The following is a 24977-nucleotide window of genomic DNA, read 5'->3' as shown; positions in this document are numbered from 1 at the left end:
TAGGAAGAAAACATACCCTGTTGGCATTTTCGAGAGTCACTTTCAGATTCCAACAGCTCAAGGTTCCTGCATTCCCGTTTTTGCCCTTATTCCTGAAAGGGAGAGTCTTACTTTGTTGAGAGGAGAAGAAAGACAAATGTAAACAAGTCATTAATTTTTGCTCTTTCCGTCATCGCTGTCTAAAACATTTTGGTAGTTTATGGGAAGAAAAGGAGGACCATTTAGACCTAAAAAATCTAAAAAAGTATGTCAAATATTAAAAACATATTAAAAATATTTAATTGATCAACTTTACTATGGATACTCTGTGTTTTTAGCTTATTGATACGTCTCCAAGAGCAAATAGGCGAGAGCAATGGAAGGATAAGAGGAGATGGAACCGTTTCATAGATGTAACTAATATGTAATACCTGGTAGGAAAAAGAAGCCAATTTTGTCATATTTTATGACAAACTTATTTTGGAAGAAAGTCTGATTACAGTTTTTTCATTAATTGGTTACGATTCATTTGGGCGGTGCTCTTGAAATAAAACACGGAGTAGGAGGAGAGTGTAGTGCTGATGAGCAAAGTGGATGGGATTGTTATGATTCAAGCAATTGGGGTGACAGCCGTATGATTATCATGATTTCATTGTGTCTCCTCGTGGTATTGGCGCTTGGAGCGGTTGAGAAAAAAAGGCATTTGGAAAATGTCCATTCGATTCCAATTCGCGTAAATATTAATGGCATCCGAGGAAAGTCAACCGTCACTCGTCTTACAACTGGGGTATTAAAAGAAGCCAATAAAAAAACGGTAGGTAAAACAACAGGTACCTCTGCCAGAATGATGTATTGGTTTCAAGACGAGGAAAAGCCCATTAAACGCCGGCCAGAGGGACCCAATATTCGCGAACAAAAAGAGGTGGTAAAAGAAGCGGCCGACCTTGGTGCGGAAGCACTGGTCAGTGAGTGTATGGCTGTAAACCCTGATTATCAAGTAATTTTTCAAAAAGAGATGCTGCAAGCCAATATAGGTGTGATAGTCAATGTTCTTGAGGATCATATGGATGTCATGGGCCCTACCCTTGACGAAGTAGCAGAAGCTTTCACGGCTACCATACCTTATAACGGTCATGTAATTGTATCGGAGAGTCCTTATGTGGATTACTACAGGGAGGTCGCTGATAAACGAAACACACAAGTCATAGTTGCAGACGAATCAAAAATCTCAGAGGAATTTTTAAGGAAGTTTGAATATATGGTATTTCCGCAAAACGCGGCCTTGACCCTGGCAGTCGCAGAAGCACTTGGGATCGATGAAGAGACAGCAAAACAAGGCATGTTACATGCACCTCCAGATCCAGGGGCTATGAGAATCAGTCATTTCGGTGATCCTGACCAACCATCCTACTTTGTAAATGGATTCGCAGCAAATGATGCTTCCTCAACCTTGAATATTTGGGAACGTATCAAAAAGCTCGATTATCCGACTGGGAATGCAGTTGTCATTATGAATTGTCGAGAAGACCGTGTCGATCGAACAGAACAATTTGCTGTCGATGTCTTGCCGTTCATTGAAATGAAAGCTCTCGTGTTAATAGGTGAAACAACGAGTCCCATCGTAGATGAATATGAGAAAGGCAGCATCCAGGCAGAAAAACTGTTGAATCTAGAAGGTTATGAAACAGAGGAAATTTTTAATAGCTTGCGACCATACTTGGTAAATACGGTAGTATACGGAGTTGGCAACATTCACGGAGCTGGTGAGCCACTCATCGAACGGTTTGAGGAAGAGAAAGAGAAATATCTTGAACATGTCAGCTAGGTAGGGGGAGTCACGTTTGTTTGGAGCAGACTTGTATATTTCACTTGTCATTGGGGTTGTTTTAAGTTTAATTTACGCAGAGAAAACAGGCGTTTTACCTGCGGGTCTCATCGTGCCAGGCTACCTGGCATTGGTATTTGATCAATTTGTATTATTAGGGATCGTCTTTCTAATCAGCTTCATTACTTATTTTCTTGTTGTTCATGTCATAGGGAAAGTAACGATCTTATATGGGCGAAGAAAATTTGCGGCAATGTTAACAACGGGTATGGTTTTGAAGATTGTATTTGATTATTTTTATCCTATTCTTCCTTTTGAAATACATGAATTACGGGGGATAGGAGTGATTGTTCCTGGATTGATTGCAAACACCATTCAGAAGCAGGGAGTGGTCCCTACGGTAGGAAGCACGCTGCTTCTCAGTGGAATTTCCTTTGTAATTATGTCGATCTATACTTTGTTTTAGGGTGAAGCGAATGGCAAAAAAACTAACGTTTCAAGAAAGAGTATTAAAGTTTATTAAAAAACATAAAAAAGTCACTACCAAACATACCATTCTTGCCACTGTGTTGATACTTACATTCGTGTTGGCGGTCCCTATCTTTGATTCACAAGAAAGTGTGTCAGCTGATGAAGAGGAGGACTCTATCTTCACGGCTGCGATGGTTGGGGATATGATGTTTGGAAGGTTTGTCAAAGAAGCAACAGATCGTCACGGGTATGATTATCTCTTTCGACATGTGGAGCCCTTATTGGAGCAATCGGATTATGTTTCTGGAAATTTTGCCAACCCGGTTGTCCTAGAGGAAGGTTATCAACCTGCGGAGAAAGATGTGGTTTTTAAAACGGAAGAAGAAGCAGTGAAGGCATTGGAAAGAAATCACTTTACCCACGTGAACCTGGCGAATAATCACGTGGTGGACTATGGGCAAGAAGGGGTCGCGGATACGGTAGCTACGCTTGAGTCACATAACGTTGGTTTTTCTGGTGCCGGAATGTCTCTCGAAGAGGCAAAAGACATTCACTATGAAGAGGTCAACGGTCTAACAGTCGCAACGTTGGGATTTACGGATGTTTTTACAGAAGGGGATGAAGCAGCAGAGGGAAAAGGAGGCGTCCTGCCTGCGGATCCTAGTATATATATCCCTTTGGTGAAAGAAGCCGATGAACATGCAGATCTCGTTATGGTTCGCATCCATTGGGGACAAGCCTATGACAGCAACATTCATCCGCGCCAAGAAGAAATGGCAAAAGCTATGGCTGACGCGGGGGCTGATGTGATCGCAGGTCATAGTCCGCATGTTTTGTTATCGACCGATGTGTATAAGGATACGCTCATCATGTACAGCTTGGGGAACTTTATCTTTGACCAAGGATGGTCACAAACAAGAGACACGGCAGTTGCTGAATATAGACTTTCTGAAGATGGACAAGCACAGCTCGTCTTTCATCCCTTTCGAATTTATGAAGGACAACCAAGGACGCTTGATGGCCCATTATCTATTCTCCGAGAAAAACAGATATTTAAACGACTGACAAAAAACACATCACCACACACTCAATGGTATGAAGAAGATGGAAAATTGAAATTCCAAGTGGATCACTCCCATGTAGTAAAAGGAGATACACCGAATGATCAAGCATCTTACGAGGACTAACATGCTAACGGTTATTTTAATCATCGCAGCATTGATTGTTATATTTATTGTTTTCCATATGTTCACAAAAGACAAAAGTGTAAGTGATGATTACGGGGTTAGCGCGGCTCATCCATTAGCTGTAGAAGTGGGAATGAACGTGTTGGAAGAGGGAGGAAATGCCGTTGATGCGGCGGTAGCCGTTTCATATGCTCTGTCTGTTGTTGAGCCAGCTGGATCAGGTTTGGGAGGGGGAGGTGCGATGGTGATTGCATCTCCCCATAAAGAGCCTGTCGCTTACGATTATCGAGAAGTGATGCCGTCTACAGGTGAACTACCAGAAGATAACATTGGAGTCCCTGGCTTTGTTAAGGGGATGGAAGAAGTACATAGCGACTTTGGCCAAATGGATAGAGAAGCCTTGATCCAACCTGCGATTGAATTGGCGAAAAACGGAATTTCAGCGGATCAAGTGTTAACCGAGCGTCTGGAATCAGAGGAAAGCAAATTAGCGGTAGAAGAGCTGTCCCCCTTTTTTCCTAAGGGAGAGGTCATCCAGCCCGGAGAAAAGGTGATTCAAAAAGAACTAGTCGACACGTTAAAAATCATTCAAGAAGAAGGAGCTTCTGCCTTTTATGAAGGTGAATTAGGAAAAAGCATTGTAGATGCCGTCGAAGGGTTGAGCATGGAAGATTTTAATAACTATTCTGTCCAAAAGCATGATGCTGTCCACGGGGAGTTGGGTGGTTATAATGTGTACTCCGCGCCACCGCCATTAGGAGGATTGACCCTTATAGAAATGCTGCAAACAGCAGAAGCCATGGATATAGAAAAAGCTAGAGAAACTCCGGCTGACTTTATCCATGTATTAAGTGAAATCGCTACGGTCAGCTATCAGGATCGACTGCGCTATATTGCCGATATGAACTTCACCAATGTTCCGATCCAGCAGCTGAGTAGTAAAGAATACGCGCAAGAGAAAGGTTCAGCTATATTATTTAATCAGTTATCGAAAGTCAATATGAAAAACGATGACTCTGAAGCGGGGGAAGACGATCACAGCGATACGACTCATTTTGTTATTTACGACTCTGATGGAATGATGGTGTCTGTAACAAACTCTTTAAGCCATTTTTTTGGGTCAGGTCAATATGTGAGAGGAATGTTTTTGAACAACCAATTAAAAAACTTCAGCAAGAATCCATCATCTCCAAATGTAGCAGAAGCGGGGAAGCGACCTCGCAGTTTTATGGCACCCACTATTTTAACAAAAGACGAGAAACCCGCACTAGGCATCGGCTCCCCGGGAGGAAAACGTATCCCTATGGTAATGGCGCAAGTGATCCTGCGCCACCTTGTCTTTGGAGAAAGCATGCAAACAGCTATTAATCAACCAAGATTCTACATCGAAGAGGGGGAAATCGATATAGAAGAAGATTTTTCGGATGACATCAAAGAGGAACTAACGAGCCGAGGATATGATTGGAACAGTCGTGAGGCAGGATCATTTTTTGGAGGAATTCAGAGTTTGTACGTCGATCATAAGAATAATCGATTAACAGGTGGAGCAGATTTACGCCGAAATGGAACGTGGAATGCAAAAAGTAGAAGAGAAAGGGAGTGACGTGGCATGAAAATAGTAAAAGGTCTTTTGCCATTTGTTTATTTAGGGGGGATCATTCTCTTAATGGATGTTCTGAAGCATGAAGAAACGTTAAGTGTAGTGGAGCGAGCAATGATTGAGGAACAGCTGCAGCAGCAAGAGGAAGAAGTCTCAGCGGATGAATCGGTCCTAACCACGGCTAAATAAAAGACGATTGGACGGATACATACACACAAGGAATGGAGGTGAGAAGCTATTTGGTAAGAAAAATAGCAGTGATAGGTATCATATTGAATAGTGTTATCCTCTCCGGGATAGCGTACCCACAACTTGTATTAAGTGAAGAAGACAGCACTTCGGAATCCGTTGATACATATGACAATTACGGAGTGAGTGCTTCTCATCCTGCTGCCGTGGAAGTTGGTATGGAAGTGCTTGAAGAAGGAGGCAATGCGGTAGACGCCGCCATTGCTGTTTCTTATGCTTTGGGTGTCGTGGAGCCATATGGATCAGGGATTGGCGGCGGCGGGGAAATGTTGCTGTTACCGCCTGGTGAAAACGAGCCGATCGTCTATGATTATCGAGCAGCCGCTCCTTTCGATGAAAATGGAGAGGACAAGGTTTCAGGTATCCCGAGTCTCGTCAAAGGATTGGATGTCATCCATCAAGATTATGGGCTAACCCCATTCGAGGATCTGATATCCCCCGCGATTTCCCTAGCAGAAGAGGGATTCAACGTTGATTACTTGTTATGGGAGCGCCTGACTGCCGCTTCGGATCGCCTGCCTGTAAAAGAGCTTCCCCACCTCTTTCCGGAAGGCGAGGCGATTGAACCGGGGGAAACATTAAAGCAGACCGAACTTGCAGAAACACTGACAAACATCCAAGAAAACGGTCCCGACGAAATGTACGAAGGGGAAATAAGCAAGAAGGTGACAGAAGCCGTCCCATACATGGATCAAGAGGAGTTTGAACGGTATGAAGTCAAGCAGACAGAGCCTGTGGAAGGAAAGCTCAAACAAGGAACCATGTATTCTGCAAATCCTCCTCTTTCGGGAATATCAGTGATTCAGTCCTTACTGCTTGCGGAGAAATTGGATATCGCGAAAACAAAAGAAGACGAAGATCAGTTTATTCATGTCATGACAGAGATCTCAAAAGTTACAAAAGAGGAACGATTAACAAAAATCGGTGATCCTTCCTATACGGATGTGGATGCGGAAAAACTAACAGATGAGGAGTACGTGGAAGAATTAGCGGAACAAATATCCACCACTTCCCCTTCAGAGGAATCGGTTAACGACGAGGAACATGTAGATGATCAACAGACAGACACCACTCATTTTGTCATCGTCGATCCAGATGGAATGGTAGTTTCTGCCACGAATACGCTAAGTAATTTTTTTGGTTCAGGGGAGTACACAGCTGGTTTTTTTATAAATAATTCTATAGAATATTTCAGTCGTTACGCTGACTCACCAAATAAGTATGAACCAGGTAAAAGGTCAAGAAGTTTAACTGCTCCGAGTATTTTTATCAATGAAGATAGAGTGTTAGGGATAGGGACACCCGGAGGAAACCGAATACCGCCTGTCATGGCTCAAGTATTGGCGAGACATTTCTATTTTGGTGACCCACTTGATGAGGCGGTGGATGCCAAACGTTTCTATGGACAAGGCGATACGTTGTATGTGGAGGATGGTTTCGAGGAAGAGCTGTTGGCAGATGTCATCAGGAAAGGATATCAATTTGAAATAAGGAAGGTACCTGTCTATTTCGGAGGCATTCAAGCCCTTGAGTTAGATAGAGAGGAAGGTGCGATCAACGGATTTGCCGATGTCCGGCGAAGCGGGAGTTGGGACGCGAAAGATAAAGACAAATGGAAGGATTATGCAAATGTGGCGGTTGGTGTTTTCTTTCTATTAGGTGTTGTGTTTCCGTTGCTTCATCTCATTCATTCATCCCCATGGTTTCAAAACAAAACGGGACATGCCCGTCAAAGAAGACTGGAAGATGAAAAAGGCATTAGTATTTTAGTTCCTTGCTACAATGAACAAGGAATTATAGGAACTTCATTGGAAAATATGACCTCCTTGCCGTATTCCAAGTTTGAGGTGATTTACATTAACGATGGTTCGACAGATAAAACGTTTTCCCTTTTGAATCAAACATTAGATTTAAAGCGAAGTTCGACGAAAGCACCACTGAAGAAAATATCTCATCGAAGAGTGAAAAACGTCTATCAATCGAATATTTTTCCTCATATATATGTCGTTGATAAAGTAAACGGAGGCAAAGCTGACGCCTTAAACGCAGGGATAGAATATGCGAAAGAGAACATAGTGATAACGTTAGACGCAGACACTGTTTTAACGGAAAATGCATTGCCCCAAGTCAATGAAACATTTGAAGATGACAATGTGGTGGCTGCTGGTGGCATGGTCCATATACTGCAAACAAAAACCTCGAACCCCTTGAAGCGATTGTCTTTATTTCATACGAACATGTTAGTGCGTCTCCAAATGCTTGATTTCATGAAAGCCTTCTATATTACAAAGGCATCTCTCGCACGTTTTGATGCTTTAGCGATTATATCAGGAGCGTTTGGTATTTTTAGAAAGCAGGCTCTTCTAGAAGTAGGAGGTTACCGGTCGACGATCGGGGAAGACATCGATATAACATTGCGGATGCATCAGTATATAGCAAGCCAGACGAAAAAGAAAGTTGTCCATTTAAAGGAAGCTATTTCTTATACCGAGCTGCCAGAGAACACAAGAGATTTTTTTAAGCAGCGAATACGTTGGCAAAAAGCCTATATGGATTGCGTGCTCCATTTTCGCTCCTTTTTTGCAAAAACGTTGTTTACCAAAGCAGTCTCTTTTTTCTATATTGTAGAATCATTTCTTATTGGGATCGTTTCCGCTTTTGTGATGTCTCTATTTTTCATAGGGAACGCGTTGCTTTATCCACCTGATTCTTATATAACGTATACCTTGTTTTATTTGTCTTACCTGTTTTTGTTCGGAGTATTTTATGACTTAGCTGCTCTTGGAATGAACCGATATTACGGATTTAAGTTCCAGAGGAAAGACCTGCCTGCTTTATTGGTAACCATTTTGATTGATGTGTTTGTCTATCGATTTGTCTTGATTTACGTAGTGATACATGGCACAATCGCATACTTCTTTAACAAAGACTGGAATAAGGTGTCCCGAACAGGACGCGATTATCAATCCGACTCGAAGCCTGCCGCTTAAGAATGGCGTGTTACAGGTGAGGTTTAGGGTGTCCCGAGCGGAGACGAGCAACGAAACATAAGTGCCAGGAGGTGACAGAGGAGTGGGAACGGAAAGGAAAAAGAAGATAGTCCTTGCCATTATAACAACAATGGGAGTGCTGGTAATAGGGGCAGGAGGCTATATATGGCAATTAGCAACATCAACCATAGCCAATATTCAAGAAAATATTGACCGAAAGAATTCGGAAATGCGTCTCGAAACGATTAGCTTTGAGGAGAAGGATCCTATTTCCGTGTTACTCATGGGCGTAGATGATCCTATCAGTCGACAAGATTTCGGTAGAAGTGACACCTTGCTGTTACTTACGATTAACCCCCATGATGAATCTGTAAACATGGTTAGTATACCTCGTGATACACATACATCATTAAGAGGGGAGAGGACGAAAGGTAAGATCAGTCATGCTCACGCGTTAGGAGGCAGCCAAACGGCGATACGTACGGTAGAACATTTCCTTGATGTTCCTGTTGATTATTATGTAAAGGCGAATATGGATAGTTTTGTCGATATGGTCGATGTCTTGGGTGGAATAGAAGTAGAGAATGAGTTTGAGTTTACGTTTCATGGTATGAACTATCCAGAAGGTAAGCTTTCTTTAAATGGGGAAGAAGCATTGGGTTACGCTCGGATGAGACATGAGGATCCCCGTGGCGACTTTGGCCGTCAGCTGCGACAGCGGGAAGTGATCGAAGCTGTTATTCAAAAGGGTTCCAACATTTCTACGATAACTAAATTTAACGGTATAGCTGATGTGATAGAAGGGAACCTCAAAACGAATCTATCAATCGAAGAGATGTGGAACATTCAATCCAAATACAAAAACGCTATTCATCATATAAAATCGCATGAAATCAAAGGAGAAGGAAAGAAAGTAGACGGGAAGTACCTGTATGACCCGGACGACGAACAATTGGAGAAATTGTCTCAAACACTTAAAGACCACCTCGAGTTAGAGGAGTAAATAGTTGGGCATGGAGAGGATCGGACGTTACCTGTATGTTGATCATTCTACTCACATACTGACGACTCTCAGGTTTGATTATATGGACGAGCGAGTGGGAGAGCGCATCGGCTGAAACCAAAGAACCGACCAAGCGTCTCCCGCGAAGATAAGGCGAATTTCCCTTGGTGGAAATTTGGCTTTATAAGTTTATGAAAGAATGTCCGAGGAGCAGAAAGACAGGTGTGACCTCTCCTGTTTATTACCATTACAGTGTTAGGAATCGAAGAGAAAGGAGAAGAAAAAATGAAAAGCGAGAAACCGAGAAATTGGGAAGAAACGGTTTGTTATTTCGAACGTACGAAGCCGGAAGAATACCTCCTGAGTTTATCAGACGGCACTCCCCCTCTCCCTTCCAAGGAGCTACTAGCAATTGAGCGTGCGCGCAAAGAGTATCGTCTTCCCGATAGTGTCATAACGGTATTGCTAGACTTTCTCCTAAAAACCAATGACTTTCACTTTAATACTCATTTGTTTTATGAAGTCGCGCTACTGTGGAGCAGGAAAAATATCGACAATGTTCGTTCAGCTATGTCAGAAGCACGGGATGAGTTTAAAGCGAGGAGACAATGGGATTTTGGGGAAAAGAAAAGACATTACAGCCAGCTGGAAGAGGAAATACAAGATTTCAAAACCTACCTTTGTTTTAAAGAAAATGCCTCTCGTGATGAAAAGCAAGAATTTGAGCAATTTAAAAAGTACATGCGGTCGTCAGTAAATGAAAAGCTAGATTACAGGCGCCAAGATCTATGAAGGCATGGCCCAGACTTTGATCGTGGCCCCCCTTACGGAAAAGCTATCATTTAAGTGTATGTGCGAATCAATGATAGGATCTTACACATGGATGGGAGGGGGATGGGTAATCATCACCTCTCCCATCTTTATGAGGAAGACTCTCATTAACGGGAGCAAGCCGGAAGAACATCTAAACAAAACAACCCTCCATCGGTCAATGAGGTGAGATGCGTCTGTGACTAATTTTCAAATATGTATATGAAATACTTCTTTTAGAAAGAGAAATGATTTATCATAGAAGTATAGACATAAAGTCATAGGTTCACTTTAAAGACAGCGGTGCTTTGCGGCGGATCACGCCATGGAGAGGTTCACCTCCAGCACCCATTCTAGTGGCCCACATCTTCAAGCAGGACGACATAGGTACGATTATCACCACAAGGACGGAGGAGAGAAATATGGAAACACAAGAGAATGAAAGGGCAATGCGATTGCAATCCATGCTTCAAGACGCATTACAACCAATGGTAGAAAAAATAGACACCTTGGAAAAAGAAGTGATGGCTTTGCGAGAAGGTCAACAACAATTGAAGGACATAGCCGAAAAGAAAGCTAATGACTAATCGTTGAAAAAACCGAACGATGTAGAATTCCCCAACTAATCCAAGGCGGGGAATTTTTTATATTTTTATACCTTGCATGTTCCCCGCGACGGCGGTCTTCGCAACCGTCCGTTCTTCCTTTCCCACATCTCCTACACAATCTCTTCACCTTTTTTACATTCTCTTAGTGATTCTTAACTTCCTTATTATGGTAGGTTAATAGTTTTTCTTTATGATGAAAGATGAACAGATAAAGAAAACTAGCGAACTGGAGTGGTGGAAATGGACCAGAACCGTCGAAAGTTTTTAACGTATGTGGGTACCGGGGTTACAGCGATGACTGTAGCTTCAACAGGGCTTGGCATGTTGTCTCCTCAAAAAGTGGGAGCTGAGGGCAGCGTACAAGCTAACAGTCATTTGTTCGGCAGAGAGAAAAAAGTAGCGAGCCTTCAATTTACTCCTATTCAACCGACGATGAAAGATGACGTCGTGTTACCGAACGGATTTACGTATGACGTGATTGCGGCCTACGGAGACGTGATTAATAAAAAAGGAGAAACGTTTGGTTTCAACAATGACTTCACGATGTATTTGCCGATTAACGGGTCGAACCGTCACGGACTGTTATGGGTGAATCATGAATATAGCAGTGATGTGTTTGTCACGGGCCCAAAGCAGAACGGTAAGTATACGAAAAAGCAAATCGAAAAACTGTTAGAAGTCCAAGGCGGCTCTGTTATTGAAATCGAGAGAGACAACAATGGCGTATGGAAAATGAACACGGACTCCGACTATGCGCGCCGCATTACCGGGTTGACCCCGTTTGAATTAAGAGGTCCAGCGGCAGGAACAGAGGCGGTGAACGGAGCGAAAACTGCCCAAGGGACGTTTGCGAATTGTTCCGGCGGGATGACGATGTGGGATACAGTTCTATCGTGTGAAGAAAACTATGAAAGCACAGCAGCAGACGCGGGCTTGGATGATACGCATTACGGCTGGGTCGTCGAAATCGATCCGTTTGATCCATCCTTTACGCTGCGGAAACATACAGCATTAGGACGCTTCAATCATGAAAACGCGGCAGTAGGCACAACCAAAGATGGTCGTCTCGTCGTGTACATGGGAGACGACAAAAAAGACGCAGGAGTCTATAAATACATAAGTAAAAACAAATATGTCGAGTCTCGCGGCAAAGGGAACTCGCAGCTGTTGGAAGACGGAACACTTTATGTGGCCGATATGTCAAAAGGACGTTGGCTCGCACTCACGATCGACGCGGTCCGGGAAGCGGCAGATGGAAACGAAGAGCTTCTCGAAAAGTTTCAAACCCAGGCGGATGTGCTCGTCAACACTCATGAAGCGGCAATGCTCATTGGCGGAACACCGACCGATCGTCCCGAAGACGTAGAGATCAGTCCGTTTGACCGCTCCATCTTCATTGCACACACAAACAATGATCTGCATGGCAACATTCACGGTCACATTACCCGCTTTATTGAGAAAAATGATGACTTAGGATCTATGGAATTTGATTTTGAAATCTTTGCGGCGGGCGGCTCGCAAAGTGGATTCAGCGCGCCGGACAATCTTTCATTTGACAGTGACAGCAACCTGTGGACCGTGACAGACATCTCGTCCGGCTCCCAAAACAAGCATGTCTTCGAACCATTTGGAAATAACGGCATGTTCGTCATTCCAACGATGGGAGACCACGCGGGAGAAGCTTATCAATTTGCCTCCGCTCCGGTTGCATCAGAAATGACAGGACCATGGTTTACACCGGACGAAACGACTCTTTTCTTAGCGGTGCAGCATCCGGGTGAAACGACCGAAGACGCGAATAATCCGACAAGCATGTGGCCGCACCGTTCTGGTGATAACATGCCACGCCCGGCAGTCATCGGAATTCGCGGGTTTAAATACTAGGAGGTGAGCGACCAATGCCAATGAATATAGGAATCCCAGGGTTAATACTCATCCTTGTGATCGCATTAATTATATTTGGACCATCCAAGCTCCCAGAAATCGGACGGGCATTCGGAACGACATTGAAAGAATTCAAGAATTCCACGAGAGAGCTTACGAATGATGACCCTGTAAAAGAAGAGGAAGAGAAGAAGGAAACGAAAAACCCAAGCGAGGCTGGTTAATCAAATAGGAAGAGAGAAGGTGTAAGTCCAACGCTTACATCTTCTCTTATTGAAAGGGGAGTCAAGCGTGGAGGAAAGTACGTTTAATATGGTGGAAGAATTGAGTGAGCTGCGAAAGCGAATCCTCATCACGGTCGGTATATTTCTATTATTTTTTATCGGAGCGTTTGTATTTGTTCGCGACATTTACGAGTGGCTCGTCAAAGACTTGCCGGTTCCATTAGCAGTTCTTGGCCCCAGCGAGATCCTCTGGGTGTATGTCATGTTAGCGAGTGTGGCAGCGATTACAGCGGTGATTCCGGTCGCAGCTTATCAAGTCTGGCGTTTTGTCAGTCCGGCGTTGACCGAAAAAGAGCGAAAAGTATCGATTACGTATATTCCCGCATTGTTTCTCTTATTTATCGGCGGCATTTCCTTTGGGTATTTCGTTCTCTTTCCGATCGTGCTCCAATTTCTCATGTCGTTATCCGATGATCTTTTTACTACTTTTTTTACGACTGAAAAATATTTCAGGTTTTTGATGCAGATGACCTTGCCATTCGGTTTCTTATTTGAACTGCCTCTCGTGATAATGTTTCTGACGAGTCTCGGTATTTTAAATCCGGAACGACTTCGGAAATCGAGAAAATATGCGTACTTCGGGTTGGTGGTTGTTTCTGTATTGATCACCCCGCCGGATTTCTTATCCGATGTGTTAGTTATCATTCCATTATTTTTCTTATTTGAATGCAGCTTATTATTATCCAACGTCATCTATAAAAGGAAACAAGCAGCCGAAGCGAAACGAAGCGGTCCAGAGGGGATGAGTGCCTAACCCAGTGTGAATCGTAAGTCATAGGTGGTTCTGGCCTATGGCTTTTTTTCTATTCGGTATATTCAAAACACTGTGTAAAAAAATTACTCAAAAGTTGTGGTATAATAGACCTAGGGATTCCATGGATCGACAAAGCGTAGGTGTTTCGATTCATTTTTTAGAAAAGTAGCACAGTTGCCGCAAGCTTTGTGATCCAGAAAGAAAGGGGGAGGGAGAAGGGAATTATCCTCCACAAGGGAGGAATACTACGATGAGAATCCCTACAGACGGTCGGTTGAAACATCTGCTTGGATACACGCGCTCTCACAGACACCAGAGAGATATCCCGTGTGGACAGGCACCATGAATAACTCCCTTTTATAACCATGCGAGGGAGGAGGAGGGAAAGAACATGGGTGAGACATATGGATTGTTATCCTTGCTACCAATTGCCGTTGTTGTGATTACTGCGATTATTACAAAGAAGGTCATTGAACCTTTAATTCTAGGGACGGTAGTAGGCGCGATATTACTGTATGGGTTTTCATTTTTTCCAAATTGGGTAGGGGATTTGCTTGCGACGATGAGTGACCCCGATGTCGTTTGGACGATGGTTATTCCTGCGTTGTTTGGTATCTTGATTGCGATGTTCGGACAATCAAACGCCGGTACCGCCTTCCGGGAACTCGCCATTAAATATGTAAAAAATAAGCAAAATAGCTTATTAGCGACCTATATTTTCGGAATTATTATTTTCATGGATGAATATATGAATGCGTTGCTCATTGGTGGGACGATGAGAAACTTGACTGATAAATTTAAAGTTCCAAGAGAAGTGTTAGCTTACGTGACCAACTCGACAGGAACTCCTGTCTCTGTACTGCTGCCGTTTTCCAGCTGGGCTGTCTTCTTAATGGGGCTCTACGGATCCAGTGAACTTCTAGATGGAGATGGGTTTACGACGTACCTTTCAACAATACCTTTTATGGTTTATCCGATGATCACATTAATCATCGTGTTATTGTTTATATTTAGAAAAGTTCCAATGACAAAATATGTGAAAGAAGCGGTGGCTCGCGCAGAAAAAGGAAATTTATTCCCAGAAGGCAGTGGGCCAGACACGGAAGGTTTTGAAGACGAACTGGAAGAGAATAGTGGGAATACGAAAAAACCGCGCTTGATCAACTTCGTGTTGCCGATCATTGTTTTAGTCGCAGGGACGATTATGTTTGATATGGATTTAATCATTGGCGTGATCCTTGCGATTGTCACTTGTTTTATTTTGTATCGTTTGAACGGAACGATGACGTATTCCGAGTTATTTGATACGAGTGTAAAAGGGATTCAGGATATGGTGGAATTAATCGTGTTAATCATCGCGATCTTCCTGTTAGTAAGAGTCAACGAAAACCTAGGGACGATTGAGTATGTGATTACCTCTGTCGAACCGCTGATTACCCCATTGCTGCTACCTGGGATTACGCTCCTTGTCGTCGCCTTTTTAGGATTCACGACCGGGAACTACTGGGGAACGATGGGAATCGTATTACCGATTATCCTTCCGCTGACGCAAATGAGTGATGTTAACACGTCTCTCGTGCTAGGAGCAATGGTATCGGGAGGAGTATTCGGCAGTCACGTCTGCTTCTTCGGGGATGCGGTGACGTTAACGAGCGCTTCCACGCAAGTCAGCAATATGTCGCAGATTAGAGTATCGTTCCCATACGCATTGGCTGGGCTAATTCTATCTTTCTTTATCTTTCTCGGCCTTGGCCTGATCGTGTAAAGGGAACAGTCGGATCAACCGAACGTTTGCGGTCTACGCGAACGTTCTTTCTCTACGATGATCTGGGTTACGACGAAAACGGATGAAAATAGAAAGAAAGTCGGGAGGAATCACAGATGGACGAGCATCATACATGGAGTCTCTTACAGCTTTCTGACATGATTCGTAACAAAAAAGTCTCCCCCGTTGAAGTGACAAGAAACCTTCTTCAGAAAATAGAAAGAGAAAACGAGACGACGAATACGTTTATTACGGTTATGAAAGACAAGGCATTGCAGCAAGCAGAAGAAGCGGAAAAAGAAATCGAACGTGGTACGTACAAAGGGCCGCTGCACGGGATTCCCCTTGCTGTGAAAGATAATATTGCGGTCCAAGGCGTGCGGTGTACGAATGGCTCCGCGGTGGACGAGCAACATATCAGCCAACAGAACGCAGCGATCATCGATCATCTGGAGGAAGAAGGCGCTATTCTCATTGGGAAAACGAACTTGGATGAATACGCCAATCATGTAACAGGAAAAAACAAACAGTATGGTACCATTCAACATCCGCTGAATCCAGCACATAGTGTAGGCGGCTCGAGCGGAGGAAGTGCGGCAGCCGTGGCTTCCCATATGGCTTACGGAGCGATTGGCACGGATACGTCAGGCTCCGTACGTATACCGGCAGCGTGCTGCGGCATTGTCGGACTAAAACCGACCTATGATTTGCTGCCAGTGTCGGGTGTGACACCACTCTCATGGTCCTTGGATCATGTCGGAATTCTCTCGAAAGACTGCCAAGACCTATCCGTATTGTTTCATACCATCGTGCCAGGAGCCCATCAAACTACCGCTCGTTTGCCAAAACCGGTGGATATGAAGCAAGTTACAATTGGGATTCCAGACAACTATTTCTTTGAAAAAATGGAGGATACCGTAAAAGGGAAAGTGAAAGAAGTCATTGATCTGTGTGTGCAGCATGGCGCAACATACAAAGAAGTGACGATTCCCCACGTGGAAGAAATGATGGATGTGCAAGAAACAGTAATAGGTGCAGAAGCCGCTTATTTTCATAAAAAGACGGTCGCCGAACACAAAGACCGGTATGAAAAAGAAAATTATATGTATTTTACCTATGGCCAGACCATTACCCCGGAGGAATACAAAGCCGCTTTAACATGGCGAGAGAGAATAAAGAGAGCGAGTCGCGACGTGTTCGAGGAAGTTGATATTCTCCTGACGCCCACGCTTCCTATCACAGCTCCCAAGCTTACAGCCAACGCAGTGAGATGGGGAGAAGAGGTAGAGGATATGTTACTCACCTTGTCTCGGTTTACCGGGCCGTTTAATGTAAGCGGCCTGCCTGCGTTGAGTGTCCCGATCGGGCATAACGAGGAGCAATTGCCCATCGGTCTCCAATTGGTAGGAGACCTCTACCAGGAAGAGAAGCTGATAGACGTGGGGCATTGGATCATGGAACAGGTATGGTGAGAAAAGGAAGTGTTTAAGAGAGGGTCATGGAGCAAGAATTCCGTGAATGTACCAAAATTTCTGCTCTATGAACGGTTCATAAGACAAGGAACCGCTGGATGTCAAAGATAATGTGTTCCATGAAGGGTGGAACAGGATATCATGAAGCTGGAAAAGATAGAAATCCGAAGAAAAAATGTCTCATGAGAGGGTCATGGAACAAGAATTCTGTGGATGTACCAAAATTTCTGCTCTATGAGAGGTTCAAAAGACAAGGAACTGCTAGTTTTCGAGAAAGATGTGTCTCATGGATGGCGAAATAGGGCATCATGAAGCAGGGAAAGACAGAAATCCGAAGAAAAAGTGTCTCATGAGAAGGTCATGGAACAAGTATTCCGCGGATGTACCAAAATTTCTGCTCTATGAACGGTTCATGAGACAAAGAAAGGAAGGATTTCACAAATAACTTGTCTCATGGAGGACGGAACAGGGTGTCATGAAGCAATTTTTTCATAGGAACAAAGAAAACGTGTCGCATGAAATCGCCATGGAGCCCCTATTTCACGTATCCCTCATGATTCTTGTTCCATGAAAGAGCTTCCGTCCGGTTGACCGTGGCGGCCATCAACCACCGGCGAGACAGAAAACAAGAAAAGGGTGTCCCATGGCCGGTATAGGCCCTTGGGAACACCCTTTCTTCTGTAAAAGTTACGCTACGTCGTCTTCGTCTACTTCTACTTCTTCAAAGTCTTCAAGATTCTCAAGTTGTTGTTCTTGCCATTCGAGAACCTCTTCAAATGGAATGATGTCTTCTTCATTTTCTGGTACGCCGTATTCGAGTTGGATATCTTCATTGAAGTTACCTAATTCCATATCATACTCGATACCGAAAGAGAAGCTGCCTGTTTCGTCTGCGTAGCTGATTGCGATGTTACCTGTATCAAATACGATCAAGTTATCGCTATTGATCGCTTGATAGATTTCGAAGTCATCGAGGCTCAAGTTGCTGAGAAACTCGTCAAAGTCAGCGTCTGCCGCTTCGTTTAATGTTTCTGCTTGCTCCGCGGAGATGCCAAATTGAGAGAATAGTTGTGGATTCTCTAAGATAGACTCGAGTTCTGGCCATACGTCTTCTTCAAATGAATCAGCGAAGTCGACCAATGCTTCTTCAGTCAATTCGAATTTCACGATCTGCTCATACTCGGTTCCTTCAGGAATAGCGTTATGCTCATCGAGAAGAGTGAACGCATCTGTTCCGAACGTGTCAATGAATAGTTCATAGATCTCTTGTGTCATCTCGTATTGCTTGTCGATATTGAACATAAACTGACTGAACTCTTCACCAAGAAGTTCCTCATAGTCCATTTCAATGTACTTGCCATCCCATTCAGCAGGATAACCGAGGAACGCAGCGTCCGATACATATTCATAGCTTTTGCCATCTGCCATAACGGCCGCAGATGTGATTGTTTCATCAAAACCTGGGATGGTTTGGTCAATGACCGTCTCCGTCACAAGGGGATCCATTTGGAAAGCGCCACGCATATTCATTTGCATCGTCATGGCCTCTTCCATGGCTGCTTTTTCTTCTTCTGTTAATTCATCCGGAAGATCCATTCCCATCGTCATGTCCATGTCGCCTTCAAACGTGTAGCTGTCCAAGTTGAGTTGAGCGTCCATGGTGTCTTTGAGAAGCTGGGCCACTTCGTTATCTTCTTGCACGCTGTCACCTTCATCATTAATTGCGTTGGACAAGAATGTAGCAAACTGAGCCCGTGTGGTCGGCTTGTTTGGGCGGAACGTTCCATCTTCCTCATACCCGCTTGCAATGTCATTGGCGGAGATAGCTTGAATGAAATCATGCGCCCAGTAGTCGTCAGGAATATCAGCGAAGTCTTCACCGTTCTCCTCCCCATCGAGTTCAAAAGCTACGGTCAATATTTTAGCCATTTGCGCACGTGTCAACGGCTTGTTTGGCATGAACTTTCCGTCTTTTCCTTCGATGATTCCTTCATCAGCAATGACCGCCGCTGCTTCGTATACGTGGTCATTTTTGTCCACATCCGAAAATCCAGGGTCCGGACGGTCGCTTGTATCCAAATCCAACGCTTCTGTCAACATCGTCGCCGCTTGGGATCGTTTGACAGGGGCGTTCGGTCGGAAGGTGTTGTTGTCATACCCGCTTACAATTCCTTCCTCCGTTAAGTAATCAATCGCATCTTTTGCCCAGAAATCATCCTTTATGTCTTTGTAGGATGATTCTGCTCCTGCTACAGCTGGAAATACGAGCGATGTCGCTAACGTAGCAGAAAGAGCCATACTGGCAAACTTTTTCATAGAAAAATAACCACCCTTCTGGTATATGTAGGCACGTGTCCCAACAATTAGTATACAGCTGTTTTTCAATGCTTACTAGCTAAATCAAAAATATTCCTACAAAAGTCTGAAAATAGATAAAAGACGACAAAAAATGATAGGAAACTCCTCCTTTTCATAGAAAAGCATAGTGATTCCCTGTGAAATACGGTAAAATAATGGTACAAAATAACAATTCACAAGATAGGAACAAGGAATGAGTGCACCAGTGCGCCAAACTCGTCCACGCAGAGGGTGTCATTCGAAGGAGGAACATTCCCATGGCTCAAGACGCTGCGATCTGGAATATGAAAAAAGAAGAATTTTTGCATGAATTTATAAAAGATCCACAAAACATTAGCAAACTATTTGACTATATGAATGACGGTTTAATGATAACCGATGAAGAACAGAACATTATTTTTATTAATCCGGCTTACGAAACTATAACCGGCTATTCGTTGGAAGAATTAAGAGGGGAGAACCCTAAATATATCTCATCCGGAAAGACACGCCGTTCCGTTTACGATGACATGTGGGAGTCGATTGAAAAGGAAGGGACGTGGACGGGAGAGCTCTTAAACGTCAGAAAAAATGGAGAAGAGTTCTGGTCTTACATCACGATTACTCATCTTCGTCATCGGGACAGCAAACGAACGTATTATATCGGGGTGATCCGGGATATTACGGAGCGAAAAAATCATGAGCATCTCATTTCTCACATGGCTTATTATGATTCGTTAACCGATATGCCGAACCGGGTGTATTTTCGCGACAGAGCCACGGAAGCCCTTCTGCAGGCGAGAAAAGAACATGCCAAATTAGCGTTTCTCTTTCTCGACCTCGATCGCTTCAAAAAAATCAATGACTCCCTCGGCCATTATGCCGGCGACCAGCTGTTGAGAGAAGTAGCCCAGCGTCTCCAGAAAGCCATTGGAGATCACGGGTTTGTGAGTCGGTTTGGCGGGGATGAATTTACGATATTAATAGACAGTCCTTATATGAAAGACTCACTCGAAGAAGTGCTGGATCGGATTTATCAGTTTCTTAACCGGCCAATTATTATCAAAAACCAAGAAGTCTATATTACGACTTCGATTGGAATCAGCCTGTTTCCAGAACACGGAAATGACGTAGACACGTTACTACGAAATGCGGACTATGCGCTGTATCAAACAAAAGATGAAGGCCGCAACAATCATTACATTTTTGAAAGCGACGATACCGATTATTCATTGGACAAGCTCATCTTTGAAAGTGACATGAGACGAATGATTGTCTTCGATCAATTAGAAGCTTATTACCAGCTGCAGATCGATGTGCAAACAGAGAAAGTGTATGGAACCGAAGCGCTCATTCGCTGGAACCACCCGGAAAAAGGGTTGTTGACGCCGAATGTCTTTCTTCCGATTGCGGAGGAAACAGGATTCATTAAAGAAATTGATGAATGGGTGCTGCGCAATGCTTGTCAGCAAACGCAAGAGTGGCGAGAAAATGGATATCCGGATTTGACGATTTCAGTCAATGTCTCCCGTCCTTTTTTCGAAAGCGTTCGTTTTGTCGATAAAGTATTAGCCATTCTGGAAGAAACAAAGCTCCCGCCGCAGCAACTCAGTCTCGAAATCAGCGAAAACACGAAAATCACAGAATTGACAGCGGCTGCTCGCCAACTGCTCCCTTTGCGGGACATCGGCATCAAGATTTCCCTTGATGACTTCGGGACAGGCTATTCCTCCATCGGTCAGCTTAAACGATTTCCCATCGATCATTTAAAAATCGATAAATCGTTTGTCCAAGAAAGCAATGGAAACGACACCGACGCCGAGCTCGTGAAATTTATCATAAACATGGCCAAGTCCCTGAACTTTAACATCGTCTGTGAAGGAATTGAAACAGAGGAACAGTTGAAGTTGATCCGGGAAGAAGGCTGCCACTACGCACAAGGGTACTTTTACGGAAAACCAGTTACGGCCAACGAATGCGAAGAACTCCTTGCGAAATGGAGATAATGCTGGGCACAGCGAATCATCGAAAAAAGCTTCCTGCAACGAGCGGGAAGCTTTTTCGCCGAACGGATGTTACGCCATTCCAGAGCCACCAGGTAACTCTCATGAAGCGAGAACCTCGAAGATTATCGCTAAACTTGGTCTCATGAACGAGTCATGAAGCAAGAGTTGCAAGAAAACCTGCAAACCCTTGCTTCATGATCGGTCGCGGGGAGGCGCGGACGGTATTCGTATTAGGAGAAATACCCGTATTCCCGTACGCGATAAATGGCTTCCTTCCAGCACGCAGGATGGAGAAACCCTTCAATGGTAGTCAACTTAGGAAAATGGGCATTGAGTATGACAAGCAAATCCATAATAAAAGGCGTCGAAATCTTGCCGTGTTGATTCATCACTCCTAATAAAATCAGAGGATTTTGTTGGTTAATATAAGAAGACAGATCTTTGTACAACAGTACCGCATCGGTCGTAAACGCGCGACGCACATTAATATGAATATGATGAGGAGTAATCCGCTTGTCCAACGTAGCCGGATAATGACCACTTATAATGCAAGAATCATCAAAATTCTCTAAGTACGATTTCATTTTTTCATACAGAGGATTCCATTCCTCCTGGCTCACCGACAAAGGGTGAAGATAAACCTCCAACGACTCTAGATCGAGAGGGGACGCAACATGCTTCATAGGAACCTCCTAAGATCAACAGAGGGGTATTTTATAAAATATAACATCGTTTTGATAGAAAAACCACTCTTGTTCGAATTTTTAAACACTCAAAGACAGGGCGTTCGGTGTACAAGCGAAAACCCAACACCTTTTCAGTTGGAAAGTGTTGGGTTTTAAAATAGAAGGGGGAAAACCTATCCCACGTTTCCTTTCGGGATGTCTAGCAGGAGGTTGGTGCCCGAGTGAATCACGTATCCGTTTTTCGCAGTATACGACACACAGACAACGTGATACTTTTGGGCACGTTTCTCTACTAGAGAAAGTTTCCCACATGGATAGGGAAGTATAACGTTTATGGAATACTGTCCAGCTTCAGGCGCCTTACGCTTTTCTATTGTCTAGCTTCAGACATCTTGTGCTTTTCTTAATAATAGCGTCTGGTTCCGATGTATCGTTCCTCCCAATAGCTGGATGTCAGGTTACTTACTGTGACACCCGTCGACGTACCGGCATGGATAAATTGATTATTCCCGAGATAAATACCAGCGTGCGATGGGCCGGATGTGTATGTTTCAAAAAAGACAATGTCGCCGACACGAGGGTTGCTTACGGAAGTACCAGCGTCGTAAATGCCGGCTACCGTACGCGGCAGCTCTACCCCGTTGTCTCGAAACACATATTGAAGAAAACCACTGCAATCAAAGCCGGAAGAAGACGTTCCGCCCCACACATAAGGAGTGCCGACATGTTCAGCAGCGTCCGCCACCAAATTGGTCACATCTACTTTACTTCCAGAGGGAGGTGTTTGCTTTTTTTGCTGGGACTCGGACGCAACATTTCCATGGAGCGCTTGTTGAATGGCACGGTGTGTGACCGGTCCGGCGATCCCATCTGCCGTTAATCCATGCGCTTGCTGGAAAGATCGTACGGCTTGTTCGGTTACTTCTCCGTACACTCCGGTTGCTTCCATTTTCATATACCCGAGCTGGCGAAGTTCATTTTGCAAACGCTCCACTTCGGTGCCGCGAGACTGGTAGCGAAGCACAGAGGAAGAGGAGCTATTCGTTTCTACCGATTGGTTCGTGACCGTTGATGACTGTTTCGGGTTGTGGCGGAGTTTATTCAGTGTCTTCGGGCCAGCCATTCCGTCTACCGTTAAGCTGTTTTTCCGCTGGAATTTCCGTACCGCTTCTTCTGTAATCGGGCCAAATACTCCGGTGACATTGCTTTTATAATAGCCAAGATCTTTTAACTGCTGCTGCAGCTGGGAGATCTCGTTCCCCTTGTCGCCAATCGAGAGCACTTTGAATGTCGTTCCTTGGCTGAGGGATTGGACGGAAGAGACAGACTTGTCTGCAGAAGACGCTCCTTGTAAGGCAGCGAGTGTCTGTGGCCCGGCAATGCCATCCACGGCGAGCTGCTCGTTTTTCTGGAATTTGCGAACGGCCGCGGCGGTTTGGCGCCCGTAATGGCTGTCGAGACCGCCCTTATAGTACCCGAGAGACTGTAGCCTGCGCTGCAATGTTTTTACTTTCGCATGTTTGTCTCCCATCCGAAAAACGCTCGACGTACCAAGCGAATCGTTGTTGGACGAAGACGCCGTCGCTACAGCCTGCCCGTTATCACGAGAAGAGCGATCGGTTAATAATACGCTGAATGTTTGCGGCCCGGCAATGCCATCGGCCGCTAAGTTATGTTGTCGTTGAAAGGAAAGAACAGCTTCTTTCGTGCGGTCCCCGTAATACCCGGTTGATGTATGATATGTAAAATGTCCTGCTTCCCGCAACAAATCTTGTAGCTTTTTGACATCGTCCTTGCTGTCGCCCGGCCGTAGTGTATCATCTCCGAGTGCGGCATCCGCCATCACAGGAGCTGCCAGTACGGCTCCGGTCACAGCCGTCGATGTCACCACGATTTTTTGCATACGTGACGTGTTCTCCAGCAACCCGATCCCCCCATTTTTAGTAAGATTAATAAGTAAAACATTCTTGGTAAGTAGTGTAGCTATAGGCGCCATCGGCTTGCGTACTGAGTTTTTAAATATAGCCCACGAGGGTGAGCTTTTTTCAGTAGAATGCTCTTATAGTAGGCACATGTTTTATTATAAGTCGAAAACAAAATTTTCGCTATCTTATATTGGAAAAAGAGTAAGAAATATACACAACAATGGTAGTTGGATAGACTTCGAATAATTATTCGGCGAAGAAAGGCGGACTTCCTGCTAACTCTGATAAAAATATCGAAAAAAGAAGGCGCCGCGGGGATGCGTGATTGGAGAGGTGACCCAAATGTCGAGAAGGCTCAGGAAGAGGGAAGGCAACGACCGCGGAAGCGTGACCAGAGTGAAGCAGAAGGATGGCGGAGGGAAGGCAAAGGAAATTTGCGTTCCCGGGGAAAAAGCAGAAGAGCGGAGAGGTTAGGCAACCGCTTGGAAGATGCCCAAAACAGGAGAGAGCTCAAGAAAGAGGGAAGGCAAAGGAAATTTGCGTGCCCGTGGAAAGAGCAAAAGATCAGGGAGGGGTAGGCAGGAGTCGGAAAGATGCCCGAATCACGAGGAACCTCAAGAAAGAGGGAAGGCAAAGCAAATTTGCGTACCCGTGGAAAAAGCAGAAGAGCGGAGAGGTTAGGCAAGAGTCGGAAAGGTGCCCAAACCAAGAGAGAGCTCAAGAGAGAGAAAAGGCAAGGGAAATTTGCCTGCCCGGGGAAAAACCAAAAGAGCGGGGAGGTCAGGCAAGAGCAGGGAAGATGCCCAAACCAAGAGAGAGCTCAGGGAGGAGGGAAGGCAAGGGAAATTTGCCTGCCTGGGGAAAAACCAAAAGAGCGGGGAGGTCAGGCAAGAGCTGGGAAGGTGGCCGAATCACGAGAGAGCTCAGGGAGGAGGGAAGGCAAGGAAAGTTTGCGTGCCCGGGGGAAGAGCAAAAGAGCGGGGAGGTCAGGCAAGAGTTGGAAAGATGCCCAAACCAGGAGAAAGCTCAAGAGAGAGGGAAGGCAGAGCAAATTTGCCTGCCCGGGGAAAAAGCAAAAGCGCATGGAGGTCAGGCAAGAGTCGGAAAGGTGCCCGAATCACGATAGAGCTCAGGGATGAGGG

At 44.6% G+C, this 24977-nt stretch carries 19 protein-coding genes; 16 read left to right on the top strand and 3 right to left on the bottom strand.

Translation table 11 applies throughout. The features are described 5' to 3' along the window. The first annotated feature begins 613 nt into the window (after window positions 1–613). The 14 genes from pgsB (at window position 614) to BM095_RS06770 (ending at window position 16881) form a co-directional block, all read left to right on the top strand. On the top strand, window positions 614–1804 hold the full coding sequence (pgsB, locus tag BM095_RS06830; RefSeq protein ID WP_091659848.1) for a poly-gamma-glutamate synthase PgsB: 1191 nt from the start codon (window positions 614–616) through the stop codon (window positions 1802–1804). Between the two features lie 16 nt (window positions 1805–1820). Then, entirely contained in the window at window positions 1821–2270 is a 450-nt protein-coding gene (gene pgsC / locus BM095_RS06825) for a poly-gamma-glutamate biosynthesis protein PgsC (protein ID WP_091659288.1), read from the top strand. A 10-nt stretch (window positions 2271–2280) separates the two neighbouring features. Then, window positions 2281–3462, top strand: a complete 1182-nt coding sequence (locus BM095_RS06820) for a CapA family protein (protein WP_091659286.1) — start codon at window positions 2281–2283, stop codon at window positions 3460–3462. Then, window positions 3437–5065, top strand: a complete 1629-nt coding sequence (ggt, locus tag BM095_RS06815; RefSeq protein WP_091659283.1) for a gamma-glutamyltransferase — start codon at window positions 3437–3439, stop codon at window positions 5063–5065. Before BM095_RS06820 ends, ggt begins: the two co-directional genes overlap by 26 nt. A 6-nt stretch (window positions 5066–5071) precedes the next feature. After that, window positions 5072–5251, top strand: coding sequence for a hypothetical protein (locus BM095_RS06810; RefSeq protein WP_091659280.1), 180 nt, complete (start codon window positions 5072–5074; stop codon window positions 5249–5251). 50 nt (window positions 5252–5301) lie between these two features. Next, window positions 5302–8301: a gamma-glutamyltransferase gene (locus BM095_RS06805; protein WP_177194738.1), complete on the top strand. Its 3000-nt coding sequence runs from the start codon at window positions 5302–5304 to the stop codon at window positions 8299–8301. Window positions 8302–8431: 130 nt separating this feature from the next. Beyond that, window positions 8432–9304 carry an LCP family glycopolymer transferase gene (locus BM095_RS06800; RefSeq protein ID WP_091659845.1) on the top strand — a complete coding sequence of 291 codons (873 nt, stop codon included), beginning with the start codon at window positions 8432–8434 and terminating at the stop codon, window positions 9302–9304. 285 nt (window positions 9305–9589) lie between these two features. Continuing rightward, complete coding sequence (locus BM095_RS06795) at window positions 9590–10096, top strand: hypothetical protein (RefSeq protein ID WP_091659275.1); 507 nt, start codon at window positions 9590–9592, stop codon at window positions 10094–10096. A 440-nt stretch (window positions 10097–10536) separates the two neighbouring features. After that, window positions 10537–10701: a hypothetical protein gene (locus BM095_RS16540; RefSeq protein WP_177194737.1), complete on the top strand. Its 165-nt coding sequence runs from the start codon at window positions 10537–10539 to the stop codon at window positions 10699–10701. A 261-nt stretch (window positions 10702–10962) separates the two neighbouring features. After that, entirely contained in the window at window positions 10963–12606 is a 1644-nt protein-coding gene (locus BM095_RS06790) for a PhoX family protein (protein WP_091659273.1), read from the top strand. A 14-nt stretch (window positions 12607–12620) separates the two neighbouring features. After that, a complete protein-coding gene (locus BM095_RS06785) occupies window positions 12621–12830 on the top strand; it encodes a twin-arginine translocase TatA/TatE family subunit (RefSeq protein ID WP_091659271.1) in 210 nt (69 codons plus the stop codon). A gap of 67 nt (window positions 12831–12897) precedes the next feature. Beyond that, complete coding sequence (tatC, locus tag BM095_RS06780; RefSeq protein ID WP_177194736.1) at window positions 12898–13644, top strand: twin-arginine translocase subunit TatC; 747 nt, start codon at window positions 12898–12900, stop codon at window positions 13642–13644. Window positions 13645–14035: 391 nt separating this feature from the next. Continuing rightward, the gene (locus BM095_RS06775; protein WP_091659269.1) at window positions 14036–15409 is read left to right on the top strand and encodes a Na+/H+ antiporter NhaC family protein; all 1374 of its coding nucleotides are present in this window, start codon (window positions 14036–14038) and stop codon (window positions 15407–15409) included. A 116-nt stretch (window positions 15410–15525) separates the two neighbouring features. Then, window positions 15526–16881, top strand: a complete 1356-nt coding sequence (locus tag BM095_RS06770) for an amidase (protein ID WP_091659266.1) — start codon at window positions 15526–15528, stop codon at window positions 16879–16881. Between the two features lie 687 nt (window positions 16882–17568). Here BM095_RS06770 and BM095_RS06760 read toward each other — a convergent pair. Continuing rightward, window positions 17569–19197: an S-layer homology domain-containing protein gene (locus BM095_RS06760; protein WP_091659261.1), complete on the bottom strand. Its 1629-nt coding sequence runs from the start codon at window positions 19195–19197 to the stop codon at window positions 17569–17571. 299 nt (window positions 19198–19496) lie between these two features. Between BM095_RS06760 and BM095_RS06755 the strand changes: the two genes are divergently transcribed. After that, entirely contained in the window at window positions 19497–21224 is a 1728-nt protein-coding gene (locus BM095_RS06755; RefSeq protein ID WP_091659258.1) for a putative bifunctional diguanylate cyclase/phosphodiesterase, read from the top strand. 230 nt (window positions 21225–21454) lie between these two features. Here the strand turns inward: BM095_RS06755 and BM095_RS06750 are convergent, their stop codons facing one another. Beyond that, window positions 21455–21907 (bottom strand): hypothetical protein, encoded by a 453-nt coding sequence (locus tag BM095_RS06750; RefSeq protein WP_091659254.1) that lies wholly within the window; start codon window positions 21905–21907, stop codon window positions 21455–21457. Window positions 21908–22313: 406 nt separating this feature from the next. Next, window positions 22314–23813, bottom strand: coding sequence for a peptidoglycan-binding protein (locus BM095_RS06745; RefSeq protein ID WP_177194735.1), 1500 nt, complete (start codon window positions 23811–23813; stop codon window positions 22314–22316). 431 nt (window positions 23814–24244) lie between these two features. On the opposite strand from BM095_RS06745, the gene BM095_RS06740 reads away from it, so the two are divergent. Continuing rightward, the gene (locus tag BM095_RS06740) at window positions 24245–24961 is read left to right on the top strand and encodes a hypothetical protein (protein WP_091659248.1); all 717 of its coding nucleotides are present in this window, start codon (window positions 24245–24247) and stop codon (window positions 24959–24961) included. The last annotated feature ends 16 nt before the right edge of the window (window positions 24962–24977 follow it).

The sequence above is a fragment of the Alteribacillus iranensis genome, assembly GCF_900113025.1.
Classification (GTDB): Bacteria; Bacillota; Bacilli; order Bacillales; family Marinococcaceae; genus Alteribacillus_A; species Alteribacillus_A iranensis.
The sequence above is the reverse complement of the archived record's forward strand: the minus strand, read 5'-3'. Positions and strand labels throughout refer to the sequence as shown.

What these genes read in the sequence shown, in the direction of transcription:
- pgsB (WP_091659848.1), top strand. Translation starts at nt 614, where the DNA reads ATGATTATCATGATTTCATTGTGTCTCCTCGTGGTATTGGCGCTTGGA.
- BM095_RS06820 (WP_091659286.1), top strand. Translation starts at nt 2,281, where the DNA reads ATGGCAAAAAAACTAACGTTTCAAGAAAGAGTATTAAAGTTTATTAAA.
- ggt (WP_091659283.1), top strand. Translation starts at nt 3,437, where the DNA reads ATGATCAAGCATCTTACGAGGACTAACATGCTAACGGTTATTTTAATC.
- BM095_RS06810 (WP_091659280.1), top strand. Translation starts at nt 5,072, where the DNA reads ATGAAAATAGTAAAAGGTCTTTTGCCATTTGTTTATTTAGGGGGGATC.
- BM095_RS06800 (WP_091659845.1), top strand. Translation starts at nt 8,432, where the DNA reads ATGGGAGTGCTGGTAATAGGGGCAGGAGGCTATATATGGCAATTAGCA.
- BM095_RS06795 (WP_091659275.1), top strand. Translation starts at nt 9,590, where the DNA reads ATGAAAAGCGAGAAACCGAGAAATTGGGAAGAAACGGTTTGTTATTTC.
- BM095_RS16540 (WP_177194737.1), top strand. Translation starts at nt 10,537, where the DNA reads ATGGAAACACAAGAGAATGAAAGGGCAATGCGATTGCAATCCATGCTT.
- BM095_RS06790 (WP_091659273.1), top strand. Translation starts at nt 10,963, where the DNA reads ATGGACCAGAACCGTCGAAAGTTTTTAACGTATGTGGGTACCGGGGTT.
- BM095_RS06785 (WP_091659271.1), top strand. Translation starts at nt 12,621, where the DNA reads ATGCCAATGAATATAGGAATCCCAGGGTTAATACTCATCCTTGTGATC.
- BM095_RS06775 (WP_091659269.1), top strand. Translation starts at nt 14,036, where the DNA reads ATGGGTGAGACATATGGATTGTTATCCTTGCTACCAATTGCCGTTGTT.
- BM095_RS06770 (WP_091659266.1), top strand. Translation starts at nt 15,526, where the DNA reads ATGGACGAGCATCATACATGGAGTCTCTTACAGCTTTCTGACATGATT.
- BM095_RS06760 (WP_091659261.1), bottom strand. Translation starts at nt 19,197, where the DNA reads ATGAAAAAGTTTGCCAGTATGGCTCTTTCTGCTACGTTAGCGACATCG.
- BM095_RS06755 (WP_091659258.1), top strand. Translation starts at nt 19,497, where the DNA reads ATGGCTCAAGACGCTGCGATCTGGAATATGAAAAAAGAAGAATTTTTG.
- BM095_RS06750 (WP_091659254.1), bottom strand. Translation starts at nt 21,907, where the DNA reads ATGAAGCATGTTGCGTCCCCTCTCGATCTAGAGTCGTTGGAGGTTTAT.
- BM095_RS06745 (WP_177194735.1), bottom strand. Translation starts at nt 23,813, where the DNA reads ATGCAAAAAATCGTGGTGACATCGACGGCTGTGACCGGAGCCGTACTG.
- BM095_RS06740 (WP_091659248.1), top strand. Translation starts at nt 24,245, where the DNA reads ATGGCGGAGGGAAGGCAAAGGAAATTTGCGTTCCCGGGGAAAAAGCAG.